A 23,505-nucleotide genomic window follows, 5' to 3' on the forward strand; every position below is an offset into this window, starting at 1 on the left:
CGCAGCGTCAGCGAGATCCGCTTGCGCGGCACGTCGACGTCGAGCACCTTCACCTTGACCACGTCGCCCGGCTTCACCACGTCACGCGGGTCCTTGACGAACGTCCTGGACATCGCGGACACATGCACCAGACCGTCCTGGTGGACACCGACGTCCACGAACGCCCCGAACGCCGCCACGTTCGTGACGACACCCTCCAGCACCATCCCGGACGCCAGGTCCCCGATCTTCTCGACGCCCTCCTTGAACCTGGCCGTACGGAACGCCGGACGCGGGTCGCGGCCCGGCTTCTCCAGCTCCCGCAGGATGTCCGTGACCGTCGGCAGACCGAACGTCCCGTCCACGAAGTCGTCCGCGCGCAGCGAGCGCAGCACACCCGTGTTGCCGATCAGCGACGCGACCTCGCCCCCCGTCGTCTTCACCATCCGCCGCACCACCGGGTACGCCTCCGGGTGCACGGCGGACGCGTCCAGCGGGTCGTCACCGCCACGGATCCGCAGGAAGCCCGCGCACTGCTCGTACGCCTTCGGACCCAGGCGCGGCACGTCCTTCAGGGCCTTTCGCGACCGGAACGGGCCGTTGGCGTCCCGGTGCGCCACGATGTTCTCCGCCAGCCCGGCGCCGATGCCGGACACCCGCGAGAGGAGCGGCGCCGACGCCGTGTTGACGTCGACCCCGACACCGTTCACACAGTCCTCGACCACGGCGTCCAGCGACCGCGACAGCTTCACCTCGGACAGGTCGTGCTGGTACTGGCCGACCCCGATCGACTTCGGGTCGATCTTCACCAGCTCGGCCAGCGGGTCCTGCAGCCGCCGCGCGATCGACACCGCGCCGCGCAGCGACACGTCGAGACCGGGCAGCTCCTGCGAGGCGAAAGCGGACGCCGAGTACACGGAGGCGCCCGCCTCCGACACCATGACCTTGGTCAGCCTCAGCTCCGGGTGCCTGGCCACGAGCTCGGCGGCCAGCTTGTCGGTCTCGCGCGACGCGGTGCCGTTGCCGATGGCGACCAGCTCGACCGCGTGCTCCTTCGCGAGCCGCGCCAGCGTGGCGAGCGACGCGTCCCACTTGTTCTGCGGCACGTGCGGGTAGATCGTGTCGGTCGCCACGACCTTGCCGGTCGCGTCGACCACGGCGACCTTCACACCCGTACGGAAACCGGGGTCCAGCCCCAGCGTCGCCCGCGTCCCGGCGGGCGCCGCCAGCAGCAGGTCCCGCAGGTTCGCCGCGAACACCCGCACCGCCTCGTCCTCGGCGGCCGTCCGCAGCCGCAGCCGCAGGTCGATGCCCAGGTGGACCAGGATGCGGGTCCGCCACGCCCAGCGCACGGTGTCGCCGAGCCACTTGTCGGCGGGCCGGCCCCGGTCCGCGATCCCGAAGCGGCGGGCCACCACCCCCTCGTACGTGGATGGGCCCTCGACCGGCTCCTCCGGCTCCAGGACCAGCTCCAGCACGTCCTCCTTCTCACCGCGCAGCATCGCGAGCACGCGGTGCGACGGCAGCTCGGTGAACGGCTCCGCGAAGTCGAAGTAGTCGGCGAACTTGGCGCCCGCCTCCTCCTTCCCTTCCCGCACCTTCGCGACCAGCCGCCCGCGCGTCCACATCCGCTCGCGCAGCTCACCGATCAGGTCGGCGTCCTCGGAGAACCGCTCGGTGAGGATCGCCCGCGCGCCCTCCAGCGCGGCCGCCGCGTCCGCGACGCCCTTGTCCGCGTCGACGAACGCGGCCGCGGCGGCCGCCGGCTCCACGCCCGGGTCGCCGAGCAGCCCGTCGGCCAGCGGTTCCAGCCCGGCCTCACGGGCGATCTGCGCCTTCGTGCGGCGCTTCGGCTTGTACGGCAGGTAGATGTCCTCCAGGCGGGCCTTGGTGTCGGCCTCCCGGATCCGCGCCTCCAGCTCGTCCGTCAGCTTGCCCTGCTCACGTACGGAGTCGAGGATCGCGGCCCGCCGGTCCTCCAGCTCCCGCAAGTAGCGCAGCCGCTCCTCGAGGGTGCGCAGCTGCGCGTCGTCGAGCATCTCGGTCGCTTCCTTGCGGTAGCGCGCGATGAACGGCACGGTCGAGCCGCCGTCCAGCAGCTCCACGGCCGCCTTGACCTGCCGCTCCCGTACGCCGAGCTCCTCGGCGATCCTGCCTTCGATGGACGTCGTCACGGTGTGTCCGACCCGCCTTCTCGTCGCCTCCAGCTTGCGCTCGCATTCTGCCTGCTCACGCCCGGATCCGCCGCATCCCCCGGTGCGGCGGCCGGTCGTCGGGTCAGTCGCGGCTCGTCAGGGTGCCGGGGAAGGCGCCCGCCTCGGCGACGGTGGCCAGCAGGCGCTTGGCGAGGGCCGTGAGGCGGTCGACGCCCGCCGTGCCGAGGTGTTCGTACGGCGCCGCGTCGAGGCGGTCCGTGTGCTCCTCCACCTCGTCGCGCAGCGAGCGGCCCGCGTCGGTCAGGTCCCCCGCGTCCGTCAGCAGCCCGCGCTTGCGGAGACGTTCGGCCGCCGCGTCCCAGTCGGACTGCTCCCAGCCGCGGGTGGCCAGAACCCAGCGACGCGAGATGCCCGTACCGGTCGCGCCGTGGCTCACCAGGGCCTCCAGCGGGTCCAGTCCGGCGCTCAGCAGCGCGGCCAGGTGCGCGTCGCCCCGGTGCTCGCGCAGCAGCGTCGCCGCGTGCCAGAAGCGGAGGTGCGGTGCCTCGGGCACCGGCAGGTCGGCGTGCGCCGCGTACAGCGGCCGGGCCTGCCGGGTGCACGCCTCCGTGGCGCGCAGCGCCAGCCCGGCGGCCTCCGCCAGCTCGTCCGACGCGACCACGTCCTCGCCGAGCAGCCGCCGCAGCGTCGCGTCGGCGCCCCGCAGCCGCGCCGCGAGCACCTGCTCCGGCGACGCGATCTGCCACACCGCCGGCAGATGACGGGCTATCAGTTCGTGGTTGAAGTTGTAGAACGCGGCGGTGACCGCCCCTGGCCCGACGGCGCCCAGCGCGGCCGACCGTACGGCGAGGTAGGCGGCGTGCGCGTCCTCGATGCCGAGCGCGGCGAGCTCCTGGGCGCTCTCGGGCGAGAAGTAGACGCTCGCGTGGAACAGGTTGAGGGGATGCTGGCAGCGGCGTCCGGCCTGCGCCGGAAGGTCAGTCGTCATGGCCGCAGATTACCGACCGGTCGGTACGGAGTGAGAGGCGGGAACCAGCCGTCGCCGCATCAGCCGCCGAACGCCCCCTGCTCCGCCCCGTACGTGAACCGTGGCGCCCGCCGTTTCAGGAACGCCGCCACGCCCTCCGCCGTGTCGTCGCTCCTGCGCGCCTCCGCCGCCCAGTGCCCGGCCCGGTCGGCACGCCCCGCCGCGAACTCCTTCGCCGCGGCCTGTGTCAGCAGCGACCGCGACAGCAGCACCCGCGCGAACTCCGCGACCCGCCCCTCCAGCTCCCCGCCGGGCAGCACCTCGTCCACCAGGCCCGTCCGCAGTGCCCGCGCGTCGTCGATCAGCTCCGCCGAGAACAGCAGGTACTTCGCCGCCGACGGCCCGACCAGCGACACCAGCCGCCGCGTGGAGGACGCCGGATAGACGATCCCCAGCTTCGCCGGCGTCACCCCGAACCGCGCACCCTCCTCCGCGAACCGCAGGTCGCAGGCGGCCGCCAGCTGACAGCCGCCGCCCACGCAGTACCCGCGCACGGCCGCCACGGTCGGCTTCGGGAACGCCGCCAGCGCCTCCTCGGCCCGTACGGCGAGCGCCTGCTGCTCGTCACCCGGTTCGCTCAGCGTGGAGATGTCGGCTCCGGCGCAGAAGGTGTCGCCATCGCCGGTCAGCACCAGCGCCCGTACGCCGGGGTCCGCCGCCAGCTCCGCGAGCAGCCCGGGCAGCGCCCGCCACATGGCCGCCGTCATGGCGTTGCGCTTGGCGGGGTTGCTGATGACGACGGTCGCGACGCCCCCGCTGACGCTGTGCTTCAGCCGCGCGCTCGGCTGCTGGGGGCTCGACTGCTGCGGGCTGCTCGGCTCCATGCGCCGGATGCTATCCGGGAAGCCCGACCGTACGATCAAGAAGGGGGCGCCGCGAACAAGGCACAAGGGCAGTAAAGGGAAGCAAAGGGCAGCAAGGGAAGCGAGGCGCTCTGATGTCTGGGACCACGCGCGACGACCCCGCCCGTGCGGGCAGGAAACTCAGCCGCAGCTTCGGCTGGCTGGCCCTGCTCGGTGTGATCCTGGCGATCGCCGGGGTCTTCGGGCTCCTCTACACCGCTTTCGCCACGCTCACGTCCATGCTGCTCTTCGGCTGGCTGCTGCTCATCGGCGGCACGGTCGGCCTGCTGCACGCCCTGGAGTCCCGCGGGACCAGCTTCTTCTGGCTGGGTGTCGTGGTGGCCGCGCTGAACATCGCCGCCGGGTTCGTCATCATCCGCCATCCGGGGGCGTCGGCGGCGGCGTTCACCATGTTCGCCGCGCTGCTGTTCCTGACGGGCGGTGTGTTCCGGCTGGTGGGCAGTGTCGTGGTGCGCGGGCCGCAGTTCGGCTGGACGCTGCTCCAGGGCGCCTTCGGGATCCTGCTGGGCCTGCTGGTGCTGTTCGACTGGCCGCGCAGCAGCCTGTACGTGCTGGGGACCTTCTTCTCGCTCGCGCTGCTCTTCGACGGGCTCGGCCTCATCGCGATCGGCATGGGCGGGCGCCGCATCGTCGGTATGGTCTCCGAGCAGATGGCGCCCCCGAAGGAGCCGGGCGACACCCCCCAGGACGGCCCCCGGGAGAACAGGGACAGGCCAGAAGACGGTCCCGACCGGTCGGAAAGCTAGAGAATCCGCTCCCGAACGGTCGAAAGCCTTCTGAAAGCGGGCTACTTCCGCTCACCCGCCCGGGTCCGGCGTCCCTGGCCCAACACTCGATCCCGTGGCGACAATCGAGCACGAGGGTGGGAGCCGGACCATGGAGAGCCGCGGAAGCGTCCCGGCCCGGCCGCCGTCGTACGAAGGGGTCTGGCGCTTCACCGCTCCCGCGGTCGACGCCTCCGTACCGCAGGCCCGGCACGCTGTCCGTGACCTGCTGAACCGCCAGGGCGTCCCGGTGCGCGACGACATCGTCCAGGGGCTGCTCCTGATCGTCTCCGAGCTGGTGACCAACGCCGTACGGCACGCGGCGCTGCTCTCCCCGCAGGTCGCGGTGGAGGTCGCGATCGGCGCCGAGTGGATCCGGGTCGCCGTGGAGGACAACCACCCCTACCGGCCCAAGGCCCTGGAGACCGACTCCGGGCAGACGGGCGGCAGGGGACTGCTCCTCGTCCGTGAGGTCACCCGCGAGGCGGGCGGCACCTGCGACGTCGAGCACACCGCGACCGGCGGAAAGATCATCTGGGCCGCCCTGCCCCTCTGACCCGCCCGCCCGGCCGGTACACCGAGCCCGGCCGGGCGGTCCATTCCTTCCGTACGACTCCGTACGACTCCGTACGGCGGGGCTCACCAGCCCCCGGCGGCCCCCGTCAGCTCCTTCACGGCAGGGCGCGCCGCGTCCAGCACCGTCATGAACCAGGCCGAGAACGGCGCCGACGCGTGCCGCTCCGCCAGCTCCGACGCCGTCACGAAGGCGGTCTCCTCGACCTCATCGGGGTCCGGCCGCACCGCAGCCTGCACCATCCCGACGAACAGGTGGTTGTACTCCTGCTCGACCAGGCCCGACGCCGGGTCCGGGTGGTTGTAGCGCACCGTGCCGGCCTCCGCGAGCAGCGACGGCGACACACCCAGCTCCTCGTACACCCGGCGCGCGGCCGCGGCGAACGGCGCCTCGCCCGGGTACGGGTGCCCGCAGCAGGTGTTCGACCAGACACCGGGGGAGTGGTACTTGCCCAGGGCCCGGCGCTGCAGCAACAGGCGCCCCTCCTCGTCGAACAGGAAGACGGAGAACGCCCGGTGCAACTGACCGGGCGCCTGGTGTGCGGAGAGCTTCTCGGCGGTGCCGATGGTGCTGCCGTTCTCGTCGACCAGTTCGAGCATGATCGAGGGCGCGGTCCCGGTCGACGCTCCGGTCGACGGGCTGTGTGCCGCGGTGGCAGGTGTGGTCGGCATAACCATCCTTCGCATCGGTAGTCGGCCCGGTGGGGCAATCCTCAGTCTGCCGTACAAAAGCCGCTTGTCGGCACAGCAGGCCGCGCGTACGGGCCGCGACGCGCCGGAGTGCGCTCCACCGGACGAGGGCGGGAAGGTGATCGTGCCCGGGTGCGCACCGCGCCAACCGCGTACCGGAGCGCGATCCTCCGGACGGCTGACGGCGCGCCACCGCACGCCCGCCCGACGGCGCGCAACCGCCCGCCCGGCGTCAGTGGCAGAGCCGGGCCTCGTGCTCCGCGTGGCCGCTCGGCTCCAGCTGGAACGTGCAGTGCTCCACGTCGAAGTGGCCGACCAGACACTCCTGGAGCTCGTGCAGCGTCTTCTCGTGCCCCACCGCGTCCAGCGCGGTCGCGTCCACGACCACATGGGCCGACAGCACCGGCATGCCCGACGTGATCGTCCACGCGTGCAGGTCGTGCACGTCCTGCACCCCCGGCAGTGCCAGCAGATGCTCCCGTACCTCCATCATGTCGACGCCCTTGGGAGCGGACTCCAGAAGGACGTCGAGGGTCTCGCGCATCAGCTTCAGCGTGCGCGGCACGATCATGAGGCCGATCACCAGCGAGGCGATCGGGTCGGCGGCCTGCCAGCCCGTGGCCAGGATGACGACCGCCGCCACCAGCACCGTCACCGAGCCCAGCGCGTCCGCCAGCACCTCCAGATAGGCGCCCCGTACGTTCAGGCTCTCCTTCTGTCCCCGCACCAGCAGCGACAGCGACACCATGTTGGCGGCCAGACCGACCAGCGCGAAGACGATCGCGAGCCCGCCCTTGGTCTCCGCCGGCGTGATGAACCGCTGGATCGCCTCGTACAGCACATAGCCGCCGGCGCCGAGGAGCAGCAGACAGTTCGCCAGCGCGGCGAGGATCTCGGCGCGCGCGTAACCGTACGTGCGCTTCGGGGTCGGCGGGCGGTTCGCGAAATGGATCGCGAGCAGCGCCATCCCGAGGCCCACCGCGTCGGTCGCCATGTGGGCGGCGTCCGCGATCAGCGCGAGCGAGTCGGCGAGGAGACCTCCGACGACCTCCACCACCATCACGGACAGGGTGATCGCCAGCGCCACCCGCAGCCGCCACCGGTGTGCCGCCCCGGCGGTCCCGGCGGGCGGAGGCCCTCCGTGCGTATGCCCGTGGTCGTGACCGATCCCCATGGTCCCTCCCGTTTTCTCTGGTGCCCGAACTGCGGTCCGGCCGGCCAGTCAACTACGGGTGGGGGGTATGTGCAAGCTGATGCTGAACACCGTTGTCATATGCTCTGACCTGCGGATTCATCACCCCGCCGACCAGGGGTTTGTGGGCGGACGGCTGATCGACAATGATGATCCCGCCCGTGGGACGCCGGGCCGCCGTCGGCGGAAACCTCGGTGAACTCCGGCTTCCGGTCATCCGATAGCCTCTCCCGACGTGCCGCCGCCCGCGACCGGGCCGAGCCGCCGCGCACCACCCAGCCCTGTCAGCGCCAAGGAGTGAGTTCGTCTGTCGACCGCCATCCTCACCGGCCCGCCGGTACCCGGATCGCCGCTCGAAGGCGATCTCCGGTCGCTGGGCTTCGAGGTCCGTACCGCCGACGCCCCGGCCGGGACCGCCGCGCTGCTCGCCGCCGTCCCCGCCGGTGAGCGCGTCGCCGTCGTCGACCCGCGCTTCGTCGGCCACGTCCACGCCCTGCGCCTCGCGCTGACCGACCCCCGCTTCCCGGCCGCCGCTGCCCCGGGCGCCCTCACGGTCCAGCCCCAGGCACGGCAGGCACTCACCGCCGCCCTGGCGGCCACGACCACGGCCCCGGCCGGTCCCGTCGCCGACCTCGGCACGGACAGCACCGTCCGTACCGCCACCGGCACGACCGCCACCGGCACGACTGCCACCGCCGTGCTCCCCGACGCGCTCGCCGCCGCCCTGGAGGCGGGCGGCACCGACGTGCACCGCCCCGAGCTCGGGTCGCTCGTGGCCGCCGTCCCCGGCGAGCCGCAGGCCCGCAAGGAGGCCCGGGACGCCGTCGCGGCCGTGGACGACGAAGCCGTACGGCTCCGCTCCGCCGTGAAGTCCCGCGACGGGTTCTTCACCACGTTCTGCGTCAGCCCGTACTCGCGTTACCTCGCCCGCTGGTGCGCCCGCCGGGGTCTCACCCCCAACCAGGTCACCACCGCGTCCCTGCTCACCGCGCTCGTCGCGGCCGGGTGCGCGGCCACCGGCACCCGGGGCGGCTTCGTCGCGGCCGGGCTGCTGCTCCTCTTCTCCTTCGTCCTGGACTGCACCGACGGGCAGCTCGCCCGCTACTCCCTCCAGTACTCCACCCTCGGCGCCTGGCTCGACGCCACCTTCGACCGGGTCAAGGAGTACGCCTACTACGCGGGCCTCGCCCTCGGGGCCGCGCGCGGCGGGGACGACGTATGGGCGCTCGCCCTCGGCGCGATGGTCCTCCAGACCTGCCGCCACGTCGTCGACTTCTCCTTCAACGAGGCGAACCACGACGCCGACGGCAACACCAGCCCCACCGCCGCCCTCTCCGACCGGCTCGACAGCGTCGGCTGGACGGTCTGGATCCGCCGCATGATCGTGCTGCCGATCGGTGAACGCTGGGCGATGATCGCGGTCCTCACCGCGCTCACCACCCCCCGCGTCGTCTTCTACGCCCTGCTGATCGGCTGCGCCTTCGCCGCCTGCTACACCACCGCCGGCCGCGTCCTGCGCTCCCTCACCCGCAAGGCGAAGAGGACCGACCGGGCCGCACGCGCCCTCGCGGACCTGGCCGACACGGGCGCCCTCGCGGAACTGGTCGCCAAGGGGCCGGGGCGCTGGGCCCGTCCCCTCGGCGGCCGCACCCTGTACGCCGCCTTCGGCGCGGGCTGGCTGCTGTACGCCGCCGCCACCGCGCCGGCCGGAGTCCCCGTCGTCCTGGCGGCCGTCCTGTACGTCCTCACCTCGGGCGCCGCCGTCGCGCGCCCCCTGAAGGGCGCCCTCGACTGGCTCGTCCCGCCGGTCCTCCGCGTCGCCGAGTACGGCACGATCCTGCTGCTCGCCGCCCGCTCGGACGCCCCCGGGGCGCTCCCCGCGGCATTCGGCCTGGTCGGGGCGGTCGCCTACCATCACTACGACACGGTGTACCGCATCCGCGGAGGCACCGGCGCGCCGCCCGCCTGGCTGGTGCGCACCCTCGGCGGCCACGACGGACGGACCCTGCTCGTGGTGGTCCTGGCCGCCCTCCTCGCGACGGGCGGCGGCGACCGCTTCACCGTCGCGCTCACCGTCCTCGCCGGCGCCGTGGCGCTGGTGGGCCTCGCGGAGTCGATCCGCTTCTGGGTGTCCTCCGGGGCGCCCGCAGTACACGACGAAGGAGAACCCGCATGATCGGCCTCGTACTGGCAGCCGGTGCCGGACGGCGTCTGCGTCCCTACACCGACACGCTCCCGAAGGCCCTCGTGCCCGTGGACGGCGCCACCACCGTCCTGGACCTCACCCTCGGCAACTTCGCCGAGGTCGGCCTCACCGAGGCCGCGATCGTCGTGGGCTACCAGAAGCAGGCCGTGTACGAGCGCAAGGCCGCCCTGGAGGCGAAGCACGGCGTGAAGCTCACCCTCGTCGACAACGACAAGGCCGAGGAGTGGAACAACGCCTACTCCCTGTGGTGCGCCCGTGACGTACTGCGGGAAGGCGTCATTCTCGCCAACGGCGACACGGTCCACCCCGTCTCCGTCGAGCAGACCCTCCTCGCCGCGCGCGGCGGCGACCAGAAGATCATCCTCGCCCTCGACACGGTGAAGTCCCTCGCCGACGAGGAGATGAAGGTCATCACCGAGGACGGCCTCGGTGTGCGCCGCATCACCAAGCTCATGGACCCGTCCACCGCCACCGGCGAGTACATCGGCGTCACCCTCATCGAGCCCTCGGCCGCCGCCGACCTTGCCGACGCCCTGAAGACCACCTTCGAGCGCGACCCCGACCTGTACTACGAGGACGGCTACCAGGAGCTGGTGAACCGCGGCTTCCGGATCGACGTGGCACCCATCGGGGACGTCAAGTGGGTCGAGATCGACAACCACGACGACCTCGCGAAGGGCCGTGAGATCGCGTGCCTGTACTGACCCGGCTCATCCCCTCGCCGGTCGTCGTCGACATCAGCCGCGGTGCCGTGGACCGCCTGGCCGGCCTCCTCGCCGACCAGCGGATCTCCGCATCCGGCAAGCTCGCCGTGGCGATCAGCAACGGCTCGGGCCGCGCCCTGCGCGAGAAGCTCGAACCGCTCCTTCCCGACGCCCACTGGTACACCGTGGACGACGGCACGATCGACTCCGCCGTACGGCTCGCGGACGCCATCCGCGGCAAGCGGTACGACGCGGTCGTCGGCGTCGGCGGCGGCAAGATCATCGACGTGACGAAGTACGCCGCGGCGCGCGTCGGCCTGCCCATGGTCGCCGTCGCGACGAACCTCTCCCACGACGGCATCTGCTCGCCCATCTCCACCCTGGACAACGACAACGGCCGCGGCTCCTACGGCGTGCCCTCGCCGATCGCCATGGTCATCGACCTCGACGTGATCCGGGACGCACCGGCGCGGTACGTCCGCTCCGGCATCGGCGAGGCGATCTCCAACATCTCCGCGATCGCCGACTGGCAGCTCTCCCACCAGGTCACCGGCGAGAACGTCGACGGCCTCGCCGCCGCCATGGCCCGTACCGCCGGCGAGTCCGTGCTGCGCCAGCCCGGCGGCATCGAGGACGACGAGTTCCTCGTCGTCCTCGCCGAGGCGCTCGTCCTGGGCGGCATCGCCATGTCCATCAGCGGCGACAGCCGGCCTTCCTCCGGCGCCTGCCACGAGATCAGCCACGCCTTCGACCTGCTCCACCCGCGCCGCCGCGCCCTCCACGGCGAGCAGTGCGGCCTCGGCGCCGCCTTCGCGATGCATCTGCGCGGCGCCCACGAGCAGGCCGGGCTCTTCGCCGAGGTGCTCCGCCGGCACGGCCTGCCGGTGCTGCCCGACGAGATCGGGTTCACCGCCGACGAGTTCGCCGCGACCGTGGCGTACGCGCCGCAGACCCGCCCCGGGCGCTTCACGATCCTGGAACACCTCGACCTGTCCACCCACCAGATCAGGGATGCGTACGCCGACTATGCCAAAGCCATCGGTAGCTGAGCTCCGCCCCGTCGTCCACCCCCCGGGTGTGAAGGACCGGCGCAGCGGCGAGCACTGGGGCGGCCGCCTCTACATGCGCGAGATCTCGCTGCGCGTGACCCGGCACCTGGTCCACACCCGGGTCACCCCGAACCAGCTCACGTACGTGATGACCGTCGCCGGCGTCCTCGCCGCGCCGGCCCTGCTCGTCCCCGGCATCCCCGGGGCGCTGCTCGGCGTGCTCATGGTGCAGCTCTACCTGCTGCTCGACTGCGTCGACGGCGAGGTCGCCCGCTGGAAGAAGCAGTTCTCGCTCGGCGGCGTGTACCTGGACCGCGTCGGCGCCTACCTGTGCGACGCCGCCGTCCTGGTCGGCTTCGGCCTGCGCGGCGCCGACCTGTGGGGCGGCGGGCGCGTCGACTGGCTGTGGGCCTTCCTCGGCACCCTCGCCGCGCTCGGCGCCATCCTGATCAAGGCGGAGACGGACCTCGTGGGCGTCGCCCGGCACCAGGGCGGCCTGCCGCCGGTGAAGGAGGCGGCGGCCGAGCCCCGCTCGTCCGGCCTGGCGCTGGCCCGCAAGGCCGCGGCCGCGCTGAAGTTCCACCGGCTCGTCCTGGGCATCGAGGCCAGCCTGCTCATCCTGGTCCTGGCCGTCGCCGACCACTTCCACGGCGACCTGTTCTTCAGCCGCCTCGGCATCGCCGTCCTCGCGGGCATCGCCCTCCTGCAGACCCTGCTGCACCTGGTGTCGATCCTCGCCTCCAGCAGGCTGAGGTGAGCGCGGTGGCCCCCATGAAGCTCGGCGCCGTCATCATCACGATGGGCAACCGCCCCGACGACCTGAACGCCCTCATCGAGTCCGTGGCCCGCCAGGACGGCGAGCCCGTCGAGGTCGTCGTCGTCGGCAACGGCGCCCCGGTCCGGGGCGTCCCCGGCTGGGTGCGCAGCGTCGACCTGCCCGAGAACCTCGGCATCCCGGGCGGCCGCAACGCCGGCATCGAGGCGTTCGGCCCGAACGGCTCCGACGTCGACGCGATCCTCTTCCTCGACGACGACGGCCTGCTCCCGAACAAGGACACCGCGCGGCTCGTCCGCGAGGCCTTCGAGGCCGACCCGGAACTCGGCATCGTCAGCTTCCGCATCGCGGACCCGGACACCGGTGTGACGCAGCGCCGCCACGTCCCCCGGCTGCGCGCGTCCGACCCGATGCGCTCCTCCCGCGTCACCACCTTCCTGGGCGGCGCCAGCGCCGTCCGTACGAAGGTCTTCGCCGACGCCGGGCAGCTGCCCGCCGCGTTCTTCTACGCCCACGAGGAGACCGACCTGGCGTGGCGGGCGCTCGACGCAGGCTGGTTGATCGACTACCGGTCGGACATGGTGCTCCACCACCCCACGACCGCTCCCTCCCGGCACGCCGTCTACCACCGGATGGTCGCCCGGAACCGGGTGTGGCTGGCGCGCCGCAACCTGCCCGCGCCCCTCGTACCCCTGTACCTGGGCGTGTGGCTGCTCCTCACCCTCGTCCGCCGCCCGCCCGCCGACGGACTCAAGGCGTGGTTCGGCGGCTTCAAGGAGGGCTGGACGACACCGTGCGGCCCCCGGCGGCCGATGAGGTGGCGTACTGTGTGGCGCCTCACGAGACTGGGCCGCCCGCCCGTCATCTGACAAGCTCGGACCCCGGAACAACCTCCACCGCCCCCCCCGCATCGTGAACACGAAAGTTTCGACCTGTGAGTGAGACAACCCACGACCGAGCGGTCGCCGTGAGTGTCCCGCCCTCTCCCGACGACGGACTGACCCCGGCGGAGCTCGCCGCCAAGTACGGGCTGTCCGTGAGCGGCGCCCGGCCGGGGCTGCCGGCGTACCTCCGCCAGCTGTGGGGACGGCGCCACTTCATCCTCACGTTCTCCCGGGCGAAGCTGACGGCCCAGTACAGCCAGGCGCGGCTCGGCCAGCTGTGGCAGGTCGCGACGCCGCTGCTGAACGCCGCGGTGTACTTCCTGATCTTCGGCCTGATCCTGGGCGCCGGCCGGGGGATGCCCAAGGAGGTCTACATCCCGTTCCTCGTGACGGGTGTCTTCGTGTTCATGTTCACGCAGACGTCCGTGATGTCCGGGGTGCGGTCGATCTCCGGCAACCTCGGGCTCGTGCGGGCCCTGCACTTCCCGCGCGCCGCGCTGCCCATCTCGCTGGCGCTGCAGCAGCTCCAGCAGCTGATGTACTCGATGATCGTCCTGTTCGTCATCGCGGCCGCGTTCGGCAGCTACCCGTCGCTGAGCTGGCTGCTGATCCTGCCGGCGCTGGCGCTGCAGTTCGTGTTCAACACGGGCCTCGCGATGGCCATGGCGCGGCTCGGCAGCAAGACGCCCGACCTCGCCCAGCTGATGCCGTTCGTGATGCGCACGTGGATGTACGGCTCCGGCGTGATGTTCTCCATCCCGATCATGCTGCAGGACAAGCCGGCGTGGATCGCCGACGTCCTGATGTACAACCCGGCGGCGATCTACATGGACCTCGTCCGCTTCGCCCTGATCGACGGATACACCTCCGCGAACCTGCCGGACCACGTCTGGGGCGCGGGCCTGCTCTGGGCGGTCGTCGTCGGCGTCGCCGGCTTCGTGTACTTCTGGAAGGCTGAGGAGCAGTACGGCCGTGGCTGACGACACCAACGACACGCGCGCCGTCGGTCCGCGCGTCCCCACCGTGATCGCCGACGACGTGCACATCGTGTACCGGGTCAACGGCGGCGGCTCGGCAGGCAAGGGCAGCGCCACCGCCGCCCTCAGTCGCATCGTGCGGCGCGGCAAGGGCGAGAGCCGCGGCGTCCGCAAGGTCCACGCCGTGCGGGGCGTGTCCTTCACGGCGTACCGCGGCGAGGCCATCGGCCTCATCGGCACCAACGGATCCGGCAAGTCCACGCTGCTGCGCGCCATCGCCGGGCTGCTGCCCACCGAGCGGGGCAAGGTCTACACCGACGGCCAGCCCTCCCTCCTCGGCGTCAACGCCGCCCTGATGGGCGACCTGACCGGCGAGCGCAACGTCATCCTCGGCGGCCTCGCCATGGGCATGTCCCGCGAGGAGATCAAGGAGCGCTACCAGGACATCGTCGACTTCTCCGGCATCAACGAGAAGGGCGACTTCATCACGCTGCCCATGCGTACCTACTCCTCCGGTATGGGCGCCCGCCTGCGCTTCGCCATCGCCGCCGCCAAGAACCACGACGTCCTCATGATCGACGAGGCGCTGGCCACCGGCGACCGCAAGTTCCAGATCCGCTCGGAGCAGCGCATCCGCGAACTCCGCAAGGAGGCCGGGACGGTCTTCCTCGTCAGCCACAGCGAGAAGTCCATCCGGGACACCTGCGACCGCGTCCTGTGGCTGGAAAAGGGCGAACTCCTCATGGACGGTCCGACCGACGAGGTCCTCCGGGCCTACGGGAAGGAAACCGGCAGATAGCCGGAGCCGCCCCGGCCCGGCCGGCCCGCCGGGACAGAAGCGCAGTTCGGCGCAGCGGAGCCCGCCGGTAGGCCCGGCGGGCCCCGCACCGCGCCCACGCGCGGAAGCACCCGCTCCGAGGCCCCGGCGCTGTACAACGTAAGCTGGCCCAGTTGTGATTCACGCCAAGTGCGGCGATAGCTCCGGAGGACCGGCGGCGTGTCCGAAATGGGATGTATTGGATCCGCAGTGTAGAACGGGAGATGTGACGGCCATGACGGAGAATCTCCAGCTCGCCGAGGGTCCCGCCGTCCCCGCGGCGGGCAGTCCGCTGTGACGGGTGTCCGACAGGTGCGCCCCGACGCCTCCGCGCGTACCCCTCTCGCCACGCTCGACAAGGCCGCGCACGAGAACTTCCCCGTGGCCCCCTTCTTCCTGCCCCGCGCCTGGCGCGACGACCTCATGGCCGTCTACGGCTACGCCCGCCTCGTCGACGACATCGGCGACAGCGACCTCGCCCCCGGCGGCGCCGACGCCCGCCACCTCGGCGTACCCGGCGACGCCGACCCGCTGACCCTGCTCGACGCCTTCGAGGCCGACCTGCTGCGCGTCTTCGACCGTGCGGGCGGCCGGGCGCCCGCGCACCCCCTGCTGCGCGCCCTGCGGCCCACCGTGCGCCGCCACGGCCTCACCCCGGAGCCGTTCCTCGCCCTCGTCGAGGCCAACCGCCAGGACCAGCACGTACGCCGCTACGCGCGCTACGACGACCTGGCCGCCTACTGCGAACTGTCCGCCAACCCCGTCGGCCGGCTCGTCCTCGGCATCACCGGCACCACCACGCCCGAGCGCGTCCGCCGCTCCGACGCCGTCTGCACCGCCCTGCAGATCGTCGAGCACCTCCAGGACGTCGCCGAGGACCTCCGCCGCGACCGCGTCTACCTCCCCGCCGACGACATGGCCCGCTTCCACGTCACCGAGGCCGACCTCGCCCGCCCCACCGCGGGCGCGTCGGCGCGCGCCCTGGTCGCGTACGAGGCGGAACGCGCCCGCGAGCTCCTGAATGAGGGAACCCCCCTGGTGGGTAGCGTCCACGGCAGGCTCCGGCTGCTCCTCGCCGGCTTCGTCGCCGGAGGACACGCGGCCCTCGACGCGATCAGGGACGCCCGGTACGACGTACTCCCAGGACCGCCCAGGGCGGCGAAGCACCGTCTGATCCGCCGCATGGGCGCGGTGCTGCGGACCGCACGGGGAGAGGGGTGAGCAGAACGGTGCAGACGACCACGACGGACCTGTCCCCGCAGGTCCAGGCCGCCTACCGCTACTGCGAGGCCGTCACCGGGACGCAGGCCCGCAACTTCGCCTACGGCATCCGGCTCCTGCCGCACGACAAGCGGCAGGCCATGTCCGCGCTGTACGCCTTCTCACGCCGTATCGACGACATCGGCGACGGCGGCCTCGGCCCCGACGCCAAGCAGAGCCGGCTCGCCGCCACCCGCGACGTACTCGACCGCGTCCGCCGGGGCGGCGTCGCCGACGACGACACCGACCCGGTCGCCGTCGCGCTCGCGGACGCCGCCCGCCGCTTCCCGCTGCCCCTGGAGGGCTTCGACGAACTCATCGACGGCGTCCTCATGGACGTACGCGGTGAGACCTACGAGACGTGGGACGACCTGAAGGTCTACTGCCGCTGCGTCGCCGGAGCCATCGGCCGCCTGTCCCTCGGCGTGTTCGGCACGGCACCCGGCGCGCGCGACGTCGAACGCGCACCCGAATACGCCGACACGCTGGGCCTCGCCCTCCAGCTCACCAACATCCTCCGCGACGTCCGCGAGGACGCCGCCAACGGCCGTACGTACCTCCCCGCCGACGAACTCGCCAAGTTCGGCTGCGCGGAGGGCTTCCGCACCGCCACCCCGCCCCCCGACGCCGACTTCGCCGGGCTCGTCCACCACGAGGTGCGGCGCGCCCGCGCCCTGTTCACCGAGGGCTACCGGCTGCTGCCCATGCTCGACCGGCGCAGCGGCGCCTGCGTCGCCGCCATGGCCGGCATCTACCGCCGCCTCCTCGACCGCATCGAACGCGACCCCGAGGCCGTCCTGCGCGGCCGCGTCTCGCTGCCGGGACGCGAGAAGGCGTACGTCGCCGTGCGCGGCCTCTCCGGCCTCGACACCCGCACGATCTCCCGCCGCACCACCAGGAGGCGCGCGTGACACCCGCCCTGACGACCCGCCCCGTCACCCGGAGCGTGCCGCCCGCGGCGACCGCACCCGGCGCCCGCCGAGCGCACCGCCGCGCCGGGCGGCGCACCGCCGCCGTCCCGGGGGAGAGCCGGTGAGCGGCGGGACCGGGGCGCGGGCCGGGCAGAGCGCCGTCGTCGTGGGCGGTGGCCTCGCCGGGGTCACCGCCGCCCTGCGGCTCGCCGAAGCCGGCGTGCGCGTGACCCTCCTCGAGGGCCGGCCGCGCCTCGGCGGCCTCGCCTTCTCCTTCCAGCGCGGCGACCTCACCGTCGACAACGGCCAGCACGTCTACCTGCGCTGCTGCACCGCCTACCGCTGGTTCCTCGACCGCGTCGGCGGCGCCCACCTGGCGCCCCTCCAGGACCGGCTCGACGTCCCCGTCCTCGACGCGGCCCGCCCGGCAGGCCGGCGCCTCGGACGGCTGCGCCGCGCCGCCCTGCCCGTACCGCTGCACCTGGCGGCCAGCCTCGCCACGTACCCCCACCTCTCCCTCGCCGAACGCGCGAGCGTCGGGCGCGCCGCCCTCGCCCTCAAGGCCCTCGACCTCGACGACCCGGCGCTCGACGACACCGACTTCGCCACCTGGCTCGCCCGCCACGGCCAGTCGCCCCGCACCGTCGAAGCCCTCTGGGACCTCGTCGGCGTCGCCACGCTCAACGCCACCGCGCCGCACTCCTCGCTCGGGCTCGCCGCGATGGTCTTCAAGACCGGACTCCTCTCCGAGCCCGGCGCCGCCGACATCGGCTGGGCCCGCGTCCCCCTCGGCCGGCTCCACCACACGCTCGCGCAGGCCGCGCTCGACGCCGCCGGCGTCCGCACCCTGCTGCGCACCAAGGCCCGCTCCCTCACCCCCTGCGAAGGCGGCCGCTGGAGCGTCGCCGTGCCCGGCGACACCCTGGACGCCGACACCGTCGTCCTCGCCGTACCGCAGCGCGAGACCCACGACCTGCTGCCGCCCGGCGCCCTCGACGACCCCGCCGCCCTGCTGAGGATCCGCACCGCGCCCATCCTCAACGTCCACGTCCTCTACGACCGGCCCGTGCTGCGCCGCCCCTTCTTCGCCGCGCTCGGCTCACCCGTCCAGTGGGTCTTCGACCGCACCGACGCGTCCGGCCACCGGGGCGGCGGCCAGTACCTGGCCCTGTCCCAGTCCGCCGCGCACGACGAGATCGACGCGCCGGTCGCCGAGCTCCGCGAGCGCTACCTGCCCGAGCTGGAGCGGCTCCTGCCGCCCGCCCGGCACGCCCGCGTCCAGGACTTCTTCGTCACCCGGGAGCGGACAGCGACGTTCGCGCCTGCGCCCGGTGTCGGACGGCTGCGCCCCGGCACCCGCACCCACGCACCCGGCCTGTACCTCGCCGGCGCGTGGACCGCCACCGGCTGGCCCGCCACCATGGAGGGAGCGGTGCGCAGCGGTTTCACCGCCGCGTCCGCCGCCCTCTCGGCCCTCGGCCGCCCCCACGTACATCCGCTCCAGGAGGCGGCATGAGACCGAGTACCGGAACTAGAGGAGAGACCGTGCCGACTGTGCCCCCGGTGAACCCTGACGTCGACGCCGAGGAGGTGGCCGCGCTGCTCGACCGCGGGCGGGCGCTGTCCACCCCGGTGCTGCGGGCGGCGGTGGACCGGCTCGCACAGCCCATGGACACCGTCGCCGCCTACCACTTCGGCTGGATCGACGCCCACGGGCGGCCCGCCGAGGGGGACGGCGGCAAGGCCGTACGCCCGGCCCTCGCCCTGCTGTCCGCCGAGGCCGCCGGCGCGCCCGCCGAGACCGGGGTGCCGGGCGCCGTCGCCGTGGAGCTCGTCCACAACTTCTCGCTCCTGCACGACGACCTGATGGACGGCGACGAGCAGCGCCGGCACCGCGACACGGTGTGGAAGGTGCACGGCCCCGCCCAGGCCATCCTCGTCGGCGACGCGCTGTTCGCCCTCGCCAACGAGATCCTGCTGGAGCTCGGCACCGTCGAGGCGGGCCGCGCCACGCGCCGGCTCACCACCGCCACCCGCAAGCTCATCGACGGACAGGCCCAGGACATCTCGTACGAGCACCGCGAGCGGGTCACCGTCGAGGAGTGCCTGGAGATGGAGGGCAACAAGACCGGCGCCCTGCTGGCCTGTTCCGCCTCCATCGGCGCCGTGCTCGGCGGCGCCGACGACCGCACCGCCGACGCCCTGGAGGCGTACGGCCACCACCTCGGCCTCGCCTTCCAGGCCATCGACGACCTCCTCGGCATCTGGGGCGAGCCGGAGTCCACCGGCAAGCAGACCTGGAGCGACCTGCGGCAGCGCAAGAAGTCGCTGCCGGTCGTCGCCGCACTCGCCGCCGGAGGCCCGGCCTCCGAGCGGCTCGGCGAACTGCTCGCCGCCGACGCCAAGAGCCAGGACCTGGAGACCTTCTCCGAGGAGGAGTTCGCCACGCGCGCCGCCCTCATCGAGGAGGCGGGCGGCCGCGAGTGGACCGCCCAGGAGGCCCGCCGCCAGCACACCGTCGCCATCGAGGCGCTGGACCGGGTGGACATGCCGGCCCGGGTGCGGGCGCAGCTCACCGCGCTCGCCGACTTCGTCGTCGTACGGAAGAGATGATCACGATTCGGACCACGCTCACGCCCCCGCCGAGGAGCACGTTCCCGCGCATATGAGTTCGCGGTCGCCGGCCGGTGCCCACCTCTCGTACGGCACCGGTCGACGGCAGACCCGTAGCAGCAGCACATCCACTGCACGAAGGGGAAGCCATGACAGCGACGACCGACGGAAGCGCCGGGGCCACGGGCCCCGGGACGATCGCCTCCGCCACGGCGAACGACACGAGCACCAGGACGAGCACCGCCGCGACCGCCGGCACGCGTACGGGCACGCGTACGGGCGCGCGTCTGGGCACGGCGACGTCCACCGAGGACGTGGGCGCCGCCGCCGCACGCGCCACCCGGCGCGCCGTCGAGCACCTGCTCGCCCGGCAGCACGACGAGGGCTGGTGGAAGGGCGACCTGGAGACCAACGTCACCATGGACGCCGAGGACCTCCTCCTCCGCGAGTTCCTCGGCATCCGCGACGCTCCCACCACCGAGGCCGCCGCCCGCCACATCCGCGGCGAACAGCGCGACGACGGCACCTGGGCCACCTTCTACGGCGGTCCCGGCGAACTCTCCGCCACCGTCGAGGCGTACGTCGCCCTCCGCCTGGCCGGTGACTCGCCCGACGCCCCGCACATGGCCCGCGCCGCCGCCTGGATCCGGGAGCGCGGAGGCATCGCCGCCGCCCGCGTCTTCACCCGGATCTGGCTCGCCCTGTTCGGCTGGTGGAAGTGGGACGACCTGCCGGAACTCCCACCCGAACTCATCTACCTGCCGCACTGGTTCCCGCTCAACATCTACGACTTCGGGCAGTGGGCGCGGCAGACGGTCGTGCCGCTCACCATCGTCTCCGCCAAGCGGCCCGTCCGCCCCGCGCCCTTCGCGCTCGACGAGCTGCACACCGACCCGCGCCGGCCCAACCCGCCCCGGCCGCTCGCCCCCGCCGCGAGCTGGGAAGGGCTGTTCCAGCGCCTCGACAAGGCCCTGCACGCCTACCACCGCGTCGCACCGCGCCCGCTGCGCCGGGCCGCCATGAACACGGCCGCCCGCTGGATCATCGAGCGGCAGGAGAACGACGGCTGCTGGGGCGGCATCCAGCCCCCCGCCGTCTACTCGCTGATCGCCCTCCACCTCCTCGGCTACGACCTCGGGCACCCCGTGATGCGCGCCGGCCTGGCGTCCCTCGACCGGTTCGCCGTGTGGCGCGAGGACGGCGCCCGGATGATCGAGGCCTGCCAGTCACCCGTCTGGGACACCTGCCTCGCCGCCATCGCCCTCGCCGACGGCGGCCTCGCCCCCGACCACCCCGCCCTCGTCAAGGCCGCCGACTGGCTCATCGCCGAGCAGATCGTCCGCCCCGGCGACTGGTCCGTACGACGCCCCCGGGTCGCGCCCGGCGGCTGGGCGTTCGAGTTCCACAACGACACCTACCCCGACATCGACGACACCGCCGAGGTCCTCCTCGCCCTGCGCCGCGTGAAGCACCCCGACCCGGAGCGCCTCGACGCGGCCGTCGCCCGCGGCGTCCGCTGGACGCTCGGCATGCAGTGCCGCGACGGCGGCTGGGCCGCGTTCGACGCCGACAACACCAGCCCCTTCCCCAACCGGCTGCCGTTCTGCGACTTCGGCGAGGTCATCGACCCGCCGTCCGCCGACGTCACCGCCCACGTCGTGGAGATGCTCGCCCACGAGGGTCTCGCCCACGACCCGCGCACGCGCCGCGGCATCGCCTGGCTTCTCGCCGAACAGGAGCCGAGCGGCGCCTGGTTCGGACGCTGGGGCGTCAACAACGTGTACGGCACGGGCTCGGTGGTGCCCGCGCTCACCGCCGCCGGGCTGCCCGTGTCGCACCCGGCGGTCCGGCGGGCGGTGGCCTGGCTGGAGGCCGTGCAGAACGACGACGGCGGCTGGGGCGAGGACCTCCGCTCGTACCGCGACGAGAAGTGGGTGGGGCGGGGCGCCTCCACCGCGTCGCAGACCGCCTGGGCGCTGCTCGCGCTCCTCGCGGCGGGGGAGCGGGACTCGGCGGCCGTGGAGCGGGGCGTGGCCTGGCTCGCCGGGACGCAGCGCGAGGACGGCTCCTGGGACGAGCCGTACTTCACCGGCACCGGTTTCCCCTGGGACTTCTCCATCAACTACCACCTGTACCGGCAGGTCTTCCCGCTCACGGCACTCGGCCGGTACGTCCACGGGGAACCGTCCATCGGCAAGGAGAGCTGATGGCCGCCGAACCGGGACCCGCCGAACCGGGGCCTGCCGAACCGGGGCCTGCCGAACCGGGGCCTGCCGAACGGGGGCCTGCCGAACGGGGGCCTGCCGAACGGGGGCCTGCCGAACGGGGGCCTGCCGAACCGGGGCCTGCCGAACCGGGGCCCGCCGGTTCCGGCACGTGCCCCGGGCCGGGGCCGCTGCTGGTCGCCTGCGCCCTGGGCATCGAGCAACTCGCCCTCCGCAGCCGCAGCCGCAGCCGCACCCGCAGCCGCTCCCGTGCCGCCGACCCGGTCACCGTGCTCCGTACCGGCATGGGCCCCGACAGCGCCCACCGCGCCGTGACCGCCGCACTCCAGGCCGACGGGACGCTGCGCGGCGCCGCCGTCGTCGCGTCCGGGTTCTGCGCCGGGCTCGCCCCGGGCATGCACCCCGGGGACCTCGTCGTAGCCGACGAGACCCGTGGCCCCCTCGGCGCGACCCCGTGCACCGCCACCGCGGCGCTCGTCACCGCCCTCACCCGCGCCGTGCCCGGGCGGACCGTGCACACCGGCCCGCTCATCGGCTCCGACCACGTCGTACGCGGCCAGGAGCGCGCCGCCCTGCGCGCCACGGGCGCCATCGCCGTCGACATGGAGTCCGCCGCCACGCTGCACGCCGCCCTGGCCGCCGGGCCCCGGCCCGTTGCCGCCGTACGAGTGGTCGTGGACGCCCCCGAGCACGAACTGGTCCGTATCGGTACGGTACGCGGTGGAATATCGGCTTTCCGTGTTCTTCGTGCCGTCCTTCCCGCATTCCTCGAATGGCACCGTTCCTTGCTGCTCCCCAGGAGGTGAGCCAGATGGCCATGCCGCTCCGCCAGACCATCCGGGTGGGTACCTATCTGCTCGGACAGAGGCTCCGCCGGCGTGAGAAGTTCCCTCTCATCGTCGAGCTGGAACCGCTCTACGCCTGCAACCTCAAGTGCGAGGGCTGCGGGAAGATCCAGCACCCGGCGGGTGTGCTCAAGCAGCGCATGCCCGTCGCCCAGGCCGTCGGCGCCGTCCTGGAGTCCGGTGCGCCGATGGTCTCCATCGCGGGCGGCGAACCGCTGATGCACCCGCAGATCGACGAGATCGTCCGCCAGCTCGTCGCCCGGCGCAAGTACGTGTTCCTGTGCACCAACGCGCTGCTGCTCCGCAAGAAGCTCGACGACTTCACACCGTCGCGCTATTTCGCCTTCGCCGTGCACATCGACGGACTGCGGGAGCGGCACGACGAATCCGTCGCCAAGGAAGGCGTCTTCGACGAGGCCGTCGAAGCCATCAAGGAAGCCAAACGCCGCGGATTCCGTGTCACCACCAATTCCACGTTCTTCAACACCGACACGCCGCAGACCGTCATCGAGGTCCTCAATTATCTCAACGACGACCTCCAGGTCGACGAAATGATGATCTCGCCCGCGTACGCCTACGAGAAGGCCCCCGACCAGGAGCACTTCCTGGGCGTCGAGCAGACCCGCGAACTCTTCAGGAAGGCCTTCGCCGACGGCAACCGGCGGCGCTGGCGGCTCAACCACTCCCCGCTCTTCCTCGACTTCCTGGAGGGCAAGGCCGACTTCCCGTGCACGGCCTGGGCCATTCCGAACTACTCCCTCTTCGGCTGGCAGCGCCCCTGCTATCTGATGAGCGACGGCTACGTCCCGTCGTACCGGGAACTCGTCGAGGACACCGACTGGGACAAGTACGGCCGCGGCAAGGACCCGCGCTGCGCCAACTGCATGGCCCACTGCGGCTACGAGCCGACCGCCGTGCTCGCCACCATGGGCTCCCTGCGCGAGTCCCTCCGCGCCGCCCGCGAGACCGTCGCGAGCCGGCGGCCGTGACCTGAC

The 23,505-nt window shown here is 72.9% G+C and carries 22 protein-coding genes; 17 read left to right on the forward strand and 5 right to left on the reverse strand.

Annotated elements, in window-relative coordinates; genetic code table 11:
* From HTZ82_RS14740 to HTZ82_RS14750, 3 genes are all read right to left on the reverse strand, one after another.
* Positions 1 to 2,153: Tex family protein (locus HTZ82_RS14740; protein WP_175409828.1), on the reverse strand; the 2,153-nt coding region annotated here is incomplete at its 3' end.
* Positions 2,154 to 2,256: 103 nt separating this feature from the next.
* On the reverse strand, positions 2,257 to 3,123 hold the full coding sequence (locus HTZ82_RS14745) for a hypothetical protein (protein ID WP_175409829.1): 867 nt from the start codon (positions 3,121 to 3,123) through the stop codon (positions 2,257 to 2,259).
* Between the two features lie 59 nt (positions 3,124 to 3,182).
* On the reverse strand, positions 3,183 to 3,986 hold the full coding sequence (locus tag HTZ82_RS14750; protein WP_175409830.1) for an enoyl-CoA hydratase/isomerase family protein: 804 nt from the start codon (positions 3,984 to 3,986) through the stop codon (positions 3,183 to 3,185).
* A 113-nt stretch (positions 3,987 to 4,099) separates the two neighbouring features.
* On the opposite strand from HTZ82_RS14750, the gene HTZ82_RS14755 reads away from it, so the two are divergent.
* Positions 4,100 to 4,771 (forward strand): HdeD family acid-resistance protein, encoded by a 672-nt coding sequence (locus tag HTZ82_RS14755; RefSeq protein ID WP_175409831.1) that lies wholly within the window; start codon positions 4,100 to 4,102, stop codon positions 4,769 to 4,771.
* Between the two features lie 130 nt (positions 4,772 to 4,901).
* Positions 4,902 to 5,345, forward strand: coding sequence for an ATP-binding protein (locus HTZ82_RS14760; RefSeq protein WP_175409832.1), 444 nt, complete (start codon positions 4,902 to 4,904; stop codon positions 5,343 to 5,345).
* An 83-nt stretch (positions 5,346 to 5,428) separates the two neighbouring features.
* Here the strand turns inward: HTZ82_RS14760 and idi are convergent, their stop codons facing one another.
* Both idi and HTZ82_RS14770 read right to left on the reverse strand, forming a co-directional pair.
* Positions 5,429 to 6,034 carry an isopentenyl-diphosphate Delta-isomerase gene (gene idi, locus HTZ82_RS14765; RefSeq protein WP_175409833.1) on the reverse strand — a complete coding sequence of 202 codons (606 nt, stop codon included), beginning with the start codon at positions 6,032 to 6,034 and terminating at the stop codon, positions 5,429 to 5,431.
* A gap of 250 nt (positions 6,035 to 6,284) precedes the next feature.
* Positions 6,285 to 7,226 (reverse strand): cation diffusion facilitator family transporter, encoded by a 942-nt coding sequence (locus HTZ82_RS14770; RefSeq protein WP_175409834.1) that lies wholly within the window; start codon positions 7,224 to 7,226, stop codon positions 6,285 to 6,287.
* A 325-nt stretch (positions 7,227 to 7,551) separates the two neighbouring features.
* Between HTZ82_RS14770 and HTZ82_RS14775 the strand changes: the two genes are divergently transcribed.
* From HTZ82_RS14775 to hpnH, 15 genes are all read left to right on the forward strand, one after another.
* Positions 7,552 to 9,420 (forward strand): DUF5941 domain-containing protein, encoded by a 1,869-nt coding sequence (locus tag HTZ82_RS14775; RefSeq protein WP_175409851.1) that lies wholly within the window; start codon positions 7,552 to 7,554, stop codon positions 9,418 to 9,420.
* Positions 9,417 to 10,154 carry a sugar phosphate nucleotidyltransferase gene (locus HTZ82_RS14780; RefSeq protein ID WP_175409835.1) on the forward strand — a complete coding sequence of 246 codons (738 nt, stop codon included), beginning with the start codon at positions 9,417 to 9,419 and terminating at the stop codon, positions 10,152 to 10,154. Before HTZ82_RS14775 ends, HTZ82_RS14780 begins: the two co-directional genes overlap by 4 nt.
* On the forward strand, positions 10,142 to 11,203 hold the full coding sequence (locus tag HTZ82_RS14785) for an iron-containing alcohol dehydrogenase family protein (protein ID WP_175409836.1): 1,062 nt from the start codon (positions 10,142 to 10,144) through the stop codon (positions 11,201 to 11,203). The genes HTZ82_RS14780 and HTZ82_RS14785 overlap by 13 nt, the downstream gene beginning before the upstream one ends.
* Complete coding sequence (locus HTZ82_RS14790) at positions 11,181 to 11,960, forward strand: CDP-alcohol phosphatidyltransferase family protein (RefSeq protein ID WP_175409837.1); 780 nt, start codon at positions 11,181 to 11,183, stop codon at positions 11,958 to 11,960. Before HTZ82_RS14785 ends, HTZ82_RS14790 begins: the two co-directional genes overlap by 23 nt.
* Before the next feature lie 14 nt (positions 11,961 to 11,974).
* Positions 11,975 to 12,847 carry a glycosyltransferase family 2 protein gene (locus HTZ82_RS14795; RefSeq protein ID WP_175409852.1) on the forward strand — a complete coding sequence of 291 codons (873 nt, stop codon included), beginning with the start codon at positions 11,975 to 11,977 and terminating at the stop codon, positions 12,845 to 12,847.
* Positions 12,848 to 12,912: 65 nt separating this feature from the next.
* Positions 12,913 to 13,842 (forward strand): ABC transporter permease, encoded by a 930-nt coding sequence (locus tag HTZ82_RS14800; protein ID WP_175409838.1) that lies wholly within the window; start codon positions 12,913 to 12,915, stop codon positions 13,840 to 13,842.
* Positions 13,835 to 14,638: an ABC transporter ATP-binding protein gene (locus HTZ82_RS14805; RefSeq protein ID WP_175409839.1), complete on the forward strand. Its 804-nt coding sequence runs from the start codon at positions 13,835 to 13,837 to the stop codon at positions 14,636 to 14,638. Before HTZ82_RS14800 ends, HTZ82_RS14805 begins: the two co-directional genes overlap by 8 nt.
* A gap of 312 nt (positions 14,639 to 14,950) precedes the next feature.
* Positions 14,951 to 15,877, forward strand: a complete 927-nt coding sequence (gene hpnC / locus HTZ82_RS14810) for a squalene synthase HpnC (protein WP_175409840.1) — start codon at positions 14,951 to 14,953, stop codon at positions 15,875 to 15,877.
* A complete protein-coding gene (gene hpnD, locus HTZ82_RS14815; protein WP_175409841.1) occupies positions 15,874 to 16,827 on the forward strand; it encodes a presqualene diphosphate synthase HpnD in 954 nt (317 codons plus the stop codon). Before hpnC ends, hpnD begins: the two co-directional genes overlap by 4 nt.
* Positions 16,824 to 16,952, forward strand: a complete 129-nt coding sequence (locus HTZ82_RS32745; protein ID WP_302852233.1) for a hypothetical protein — start codon at positions 16,824 to 16,826, stop codon at positions 16,950 to 16,952. Before hpnD ends, HTZ82_RS32745 begins: the two co-directional genes overlap by 4 nt.
* Positions 16,949 to 18,343, forward strand: coding sequence for a hydroxysqualene dehydroxylase HpnE (gene hpnE / locus HTZ82_RS14820; RefSeq protein ID WP_175409842.1), 1,395 nt, complete (start codon positions 16,949 to 16,951; stop codon positions 18,341 to 18,343). The genes HTZ82_RS32745 and hpnE overlap by 4 nt, the downstream gene beginning before the upstream one ends.
* A complete protein-coding gene (locus tag HTZ82_RS14825; protein WP_254711868.1) occupies positions 18,340 to 19,440 on the forward strand; it encodes a polyprenyl synthetase family protein in 1,101 nt (366 codons plus the stop codon). The genes hpnE and HTZ82_RS14825 overlap by 4 nt, the downstream gene beginning before the upstream one ends.
* Positions 19,441 to 19,589: 149 nt before the next feature.
* Positions 19,590 to 21,647 (forward strand): squalene--hopene cyclase, encoded by a 2,058-nt coding sequence (gene shc, locus HTZ82_RS14830; RefSeq protein WP_175409844.1) that lies wholly within the window; start codon positions 19,590 to 19,592, stop codon positions 21,645 to 21,647.
* Positions 21,647 to 22,471 carry a 1-hydroxy-2-methyl-2-butenyl 4-diphosphate reductase gene (locus HTZ82_RS14835; protein ID WP_175409845.1) on the forward strand — a complete coding sequence of 275 codons (825 nt, stop codon included), beginning with the start codon at positions 21,647 to 21,649 and terminating at the stop codon, positions 22,469 to 22,471. Before shc ends, HTZ82_RS14835 begins: the two co-directional genes overlap by 1 nt.
* A 5-nt stretch (positions 22,472 to 22,476) precedes the next feature.
* Entirely contained in the window at positions 22,477 to 23,499 is a 1,023-nt protein-coding gene (gene hpnH, locus HTZ82_RS14840; protein ID WP_175409846.1) for an adenosyl-hopene transferase HpnH, read from the forward strand.
* Positions 23,500 to 23,505: the final 6 nt, after the last annotated feature.

It is taken from the genome of Streptomyces sp. TRM64462 (genome assembly GCF_013362995.1).
Taxonomy (GTDB): domain Bacteria; phylum Actinomycetota; class Actinomycetes; order Streptomycetales; family Streptomycetaceae; genus Streptomyces.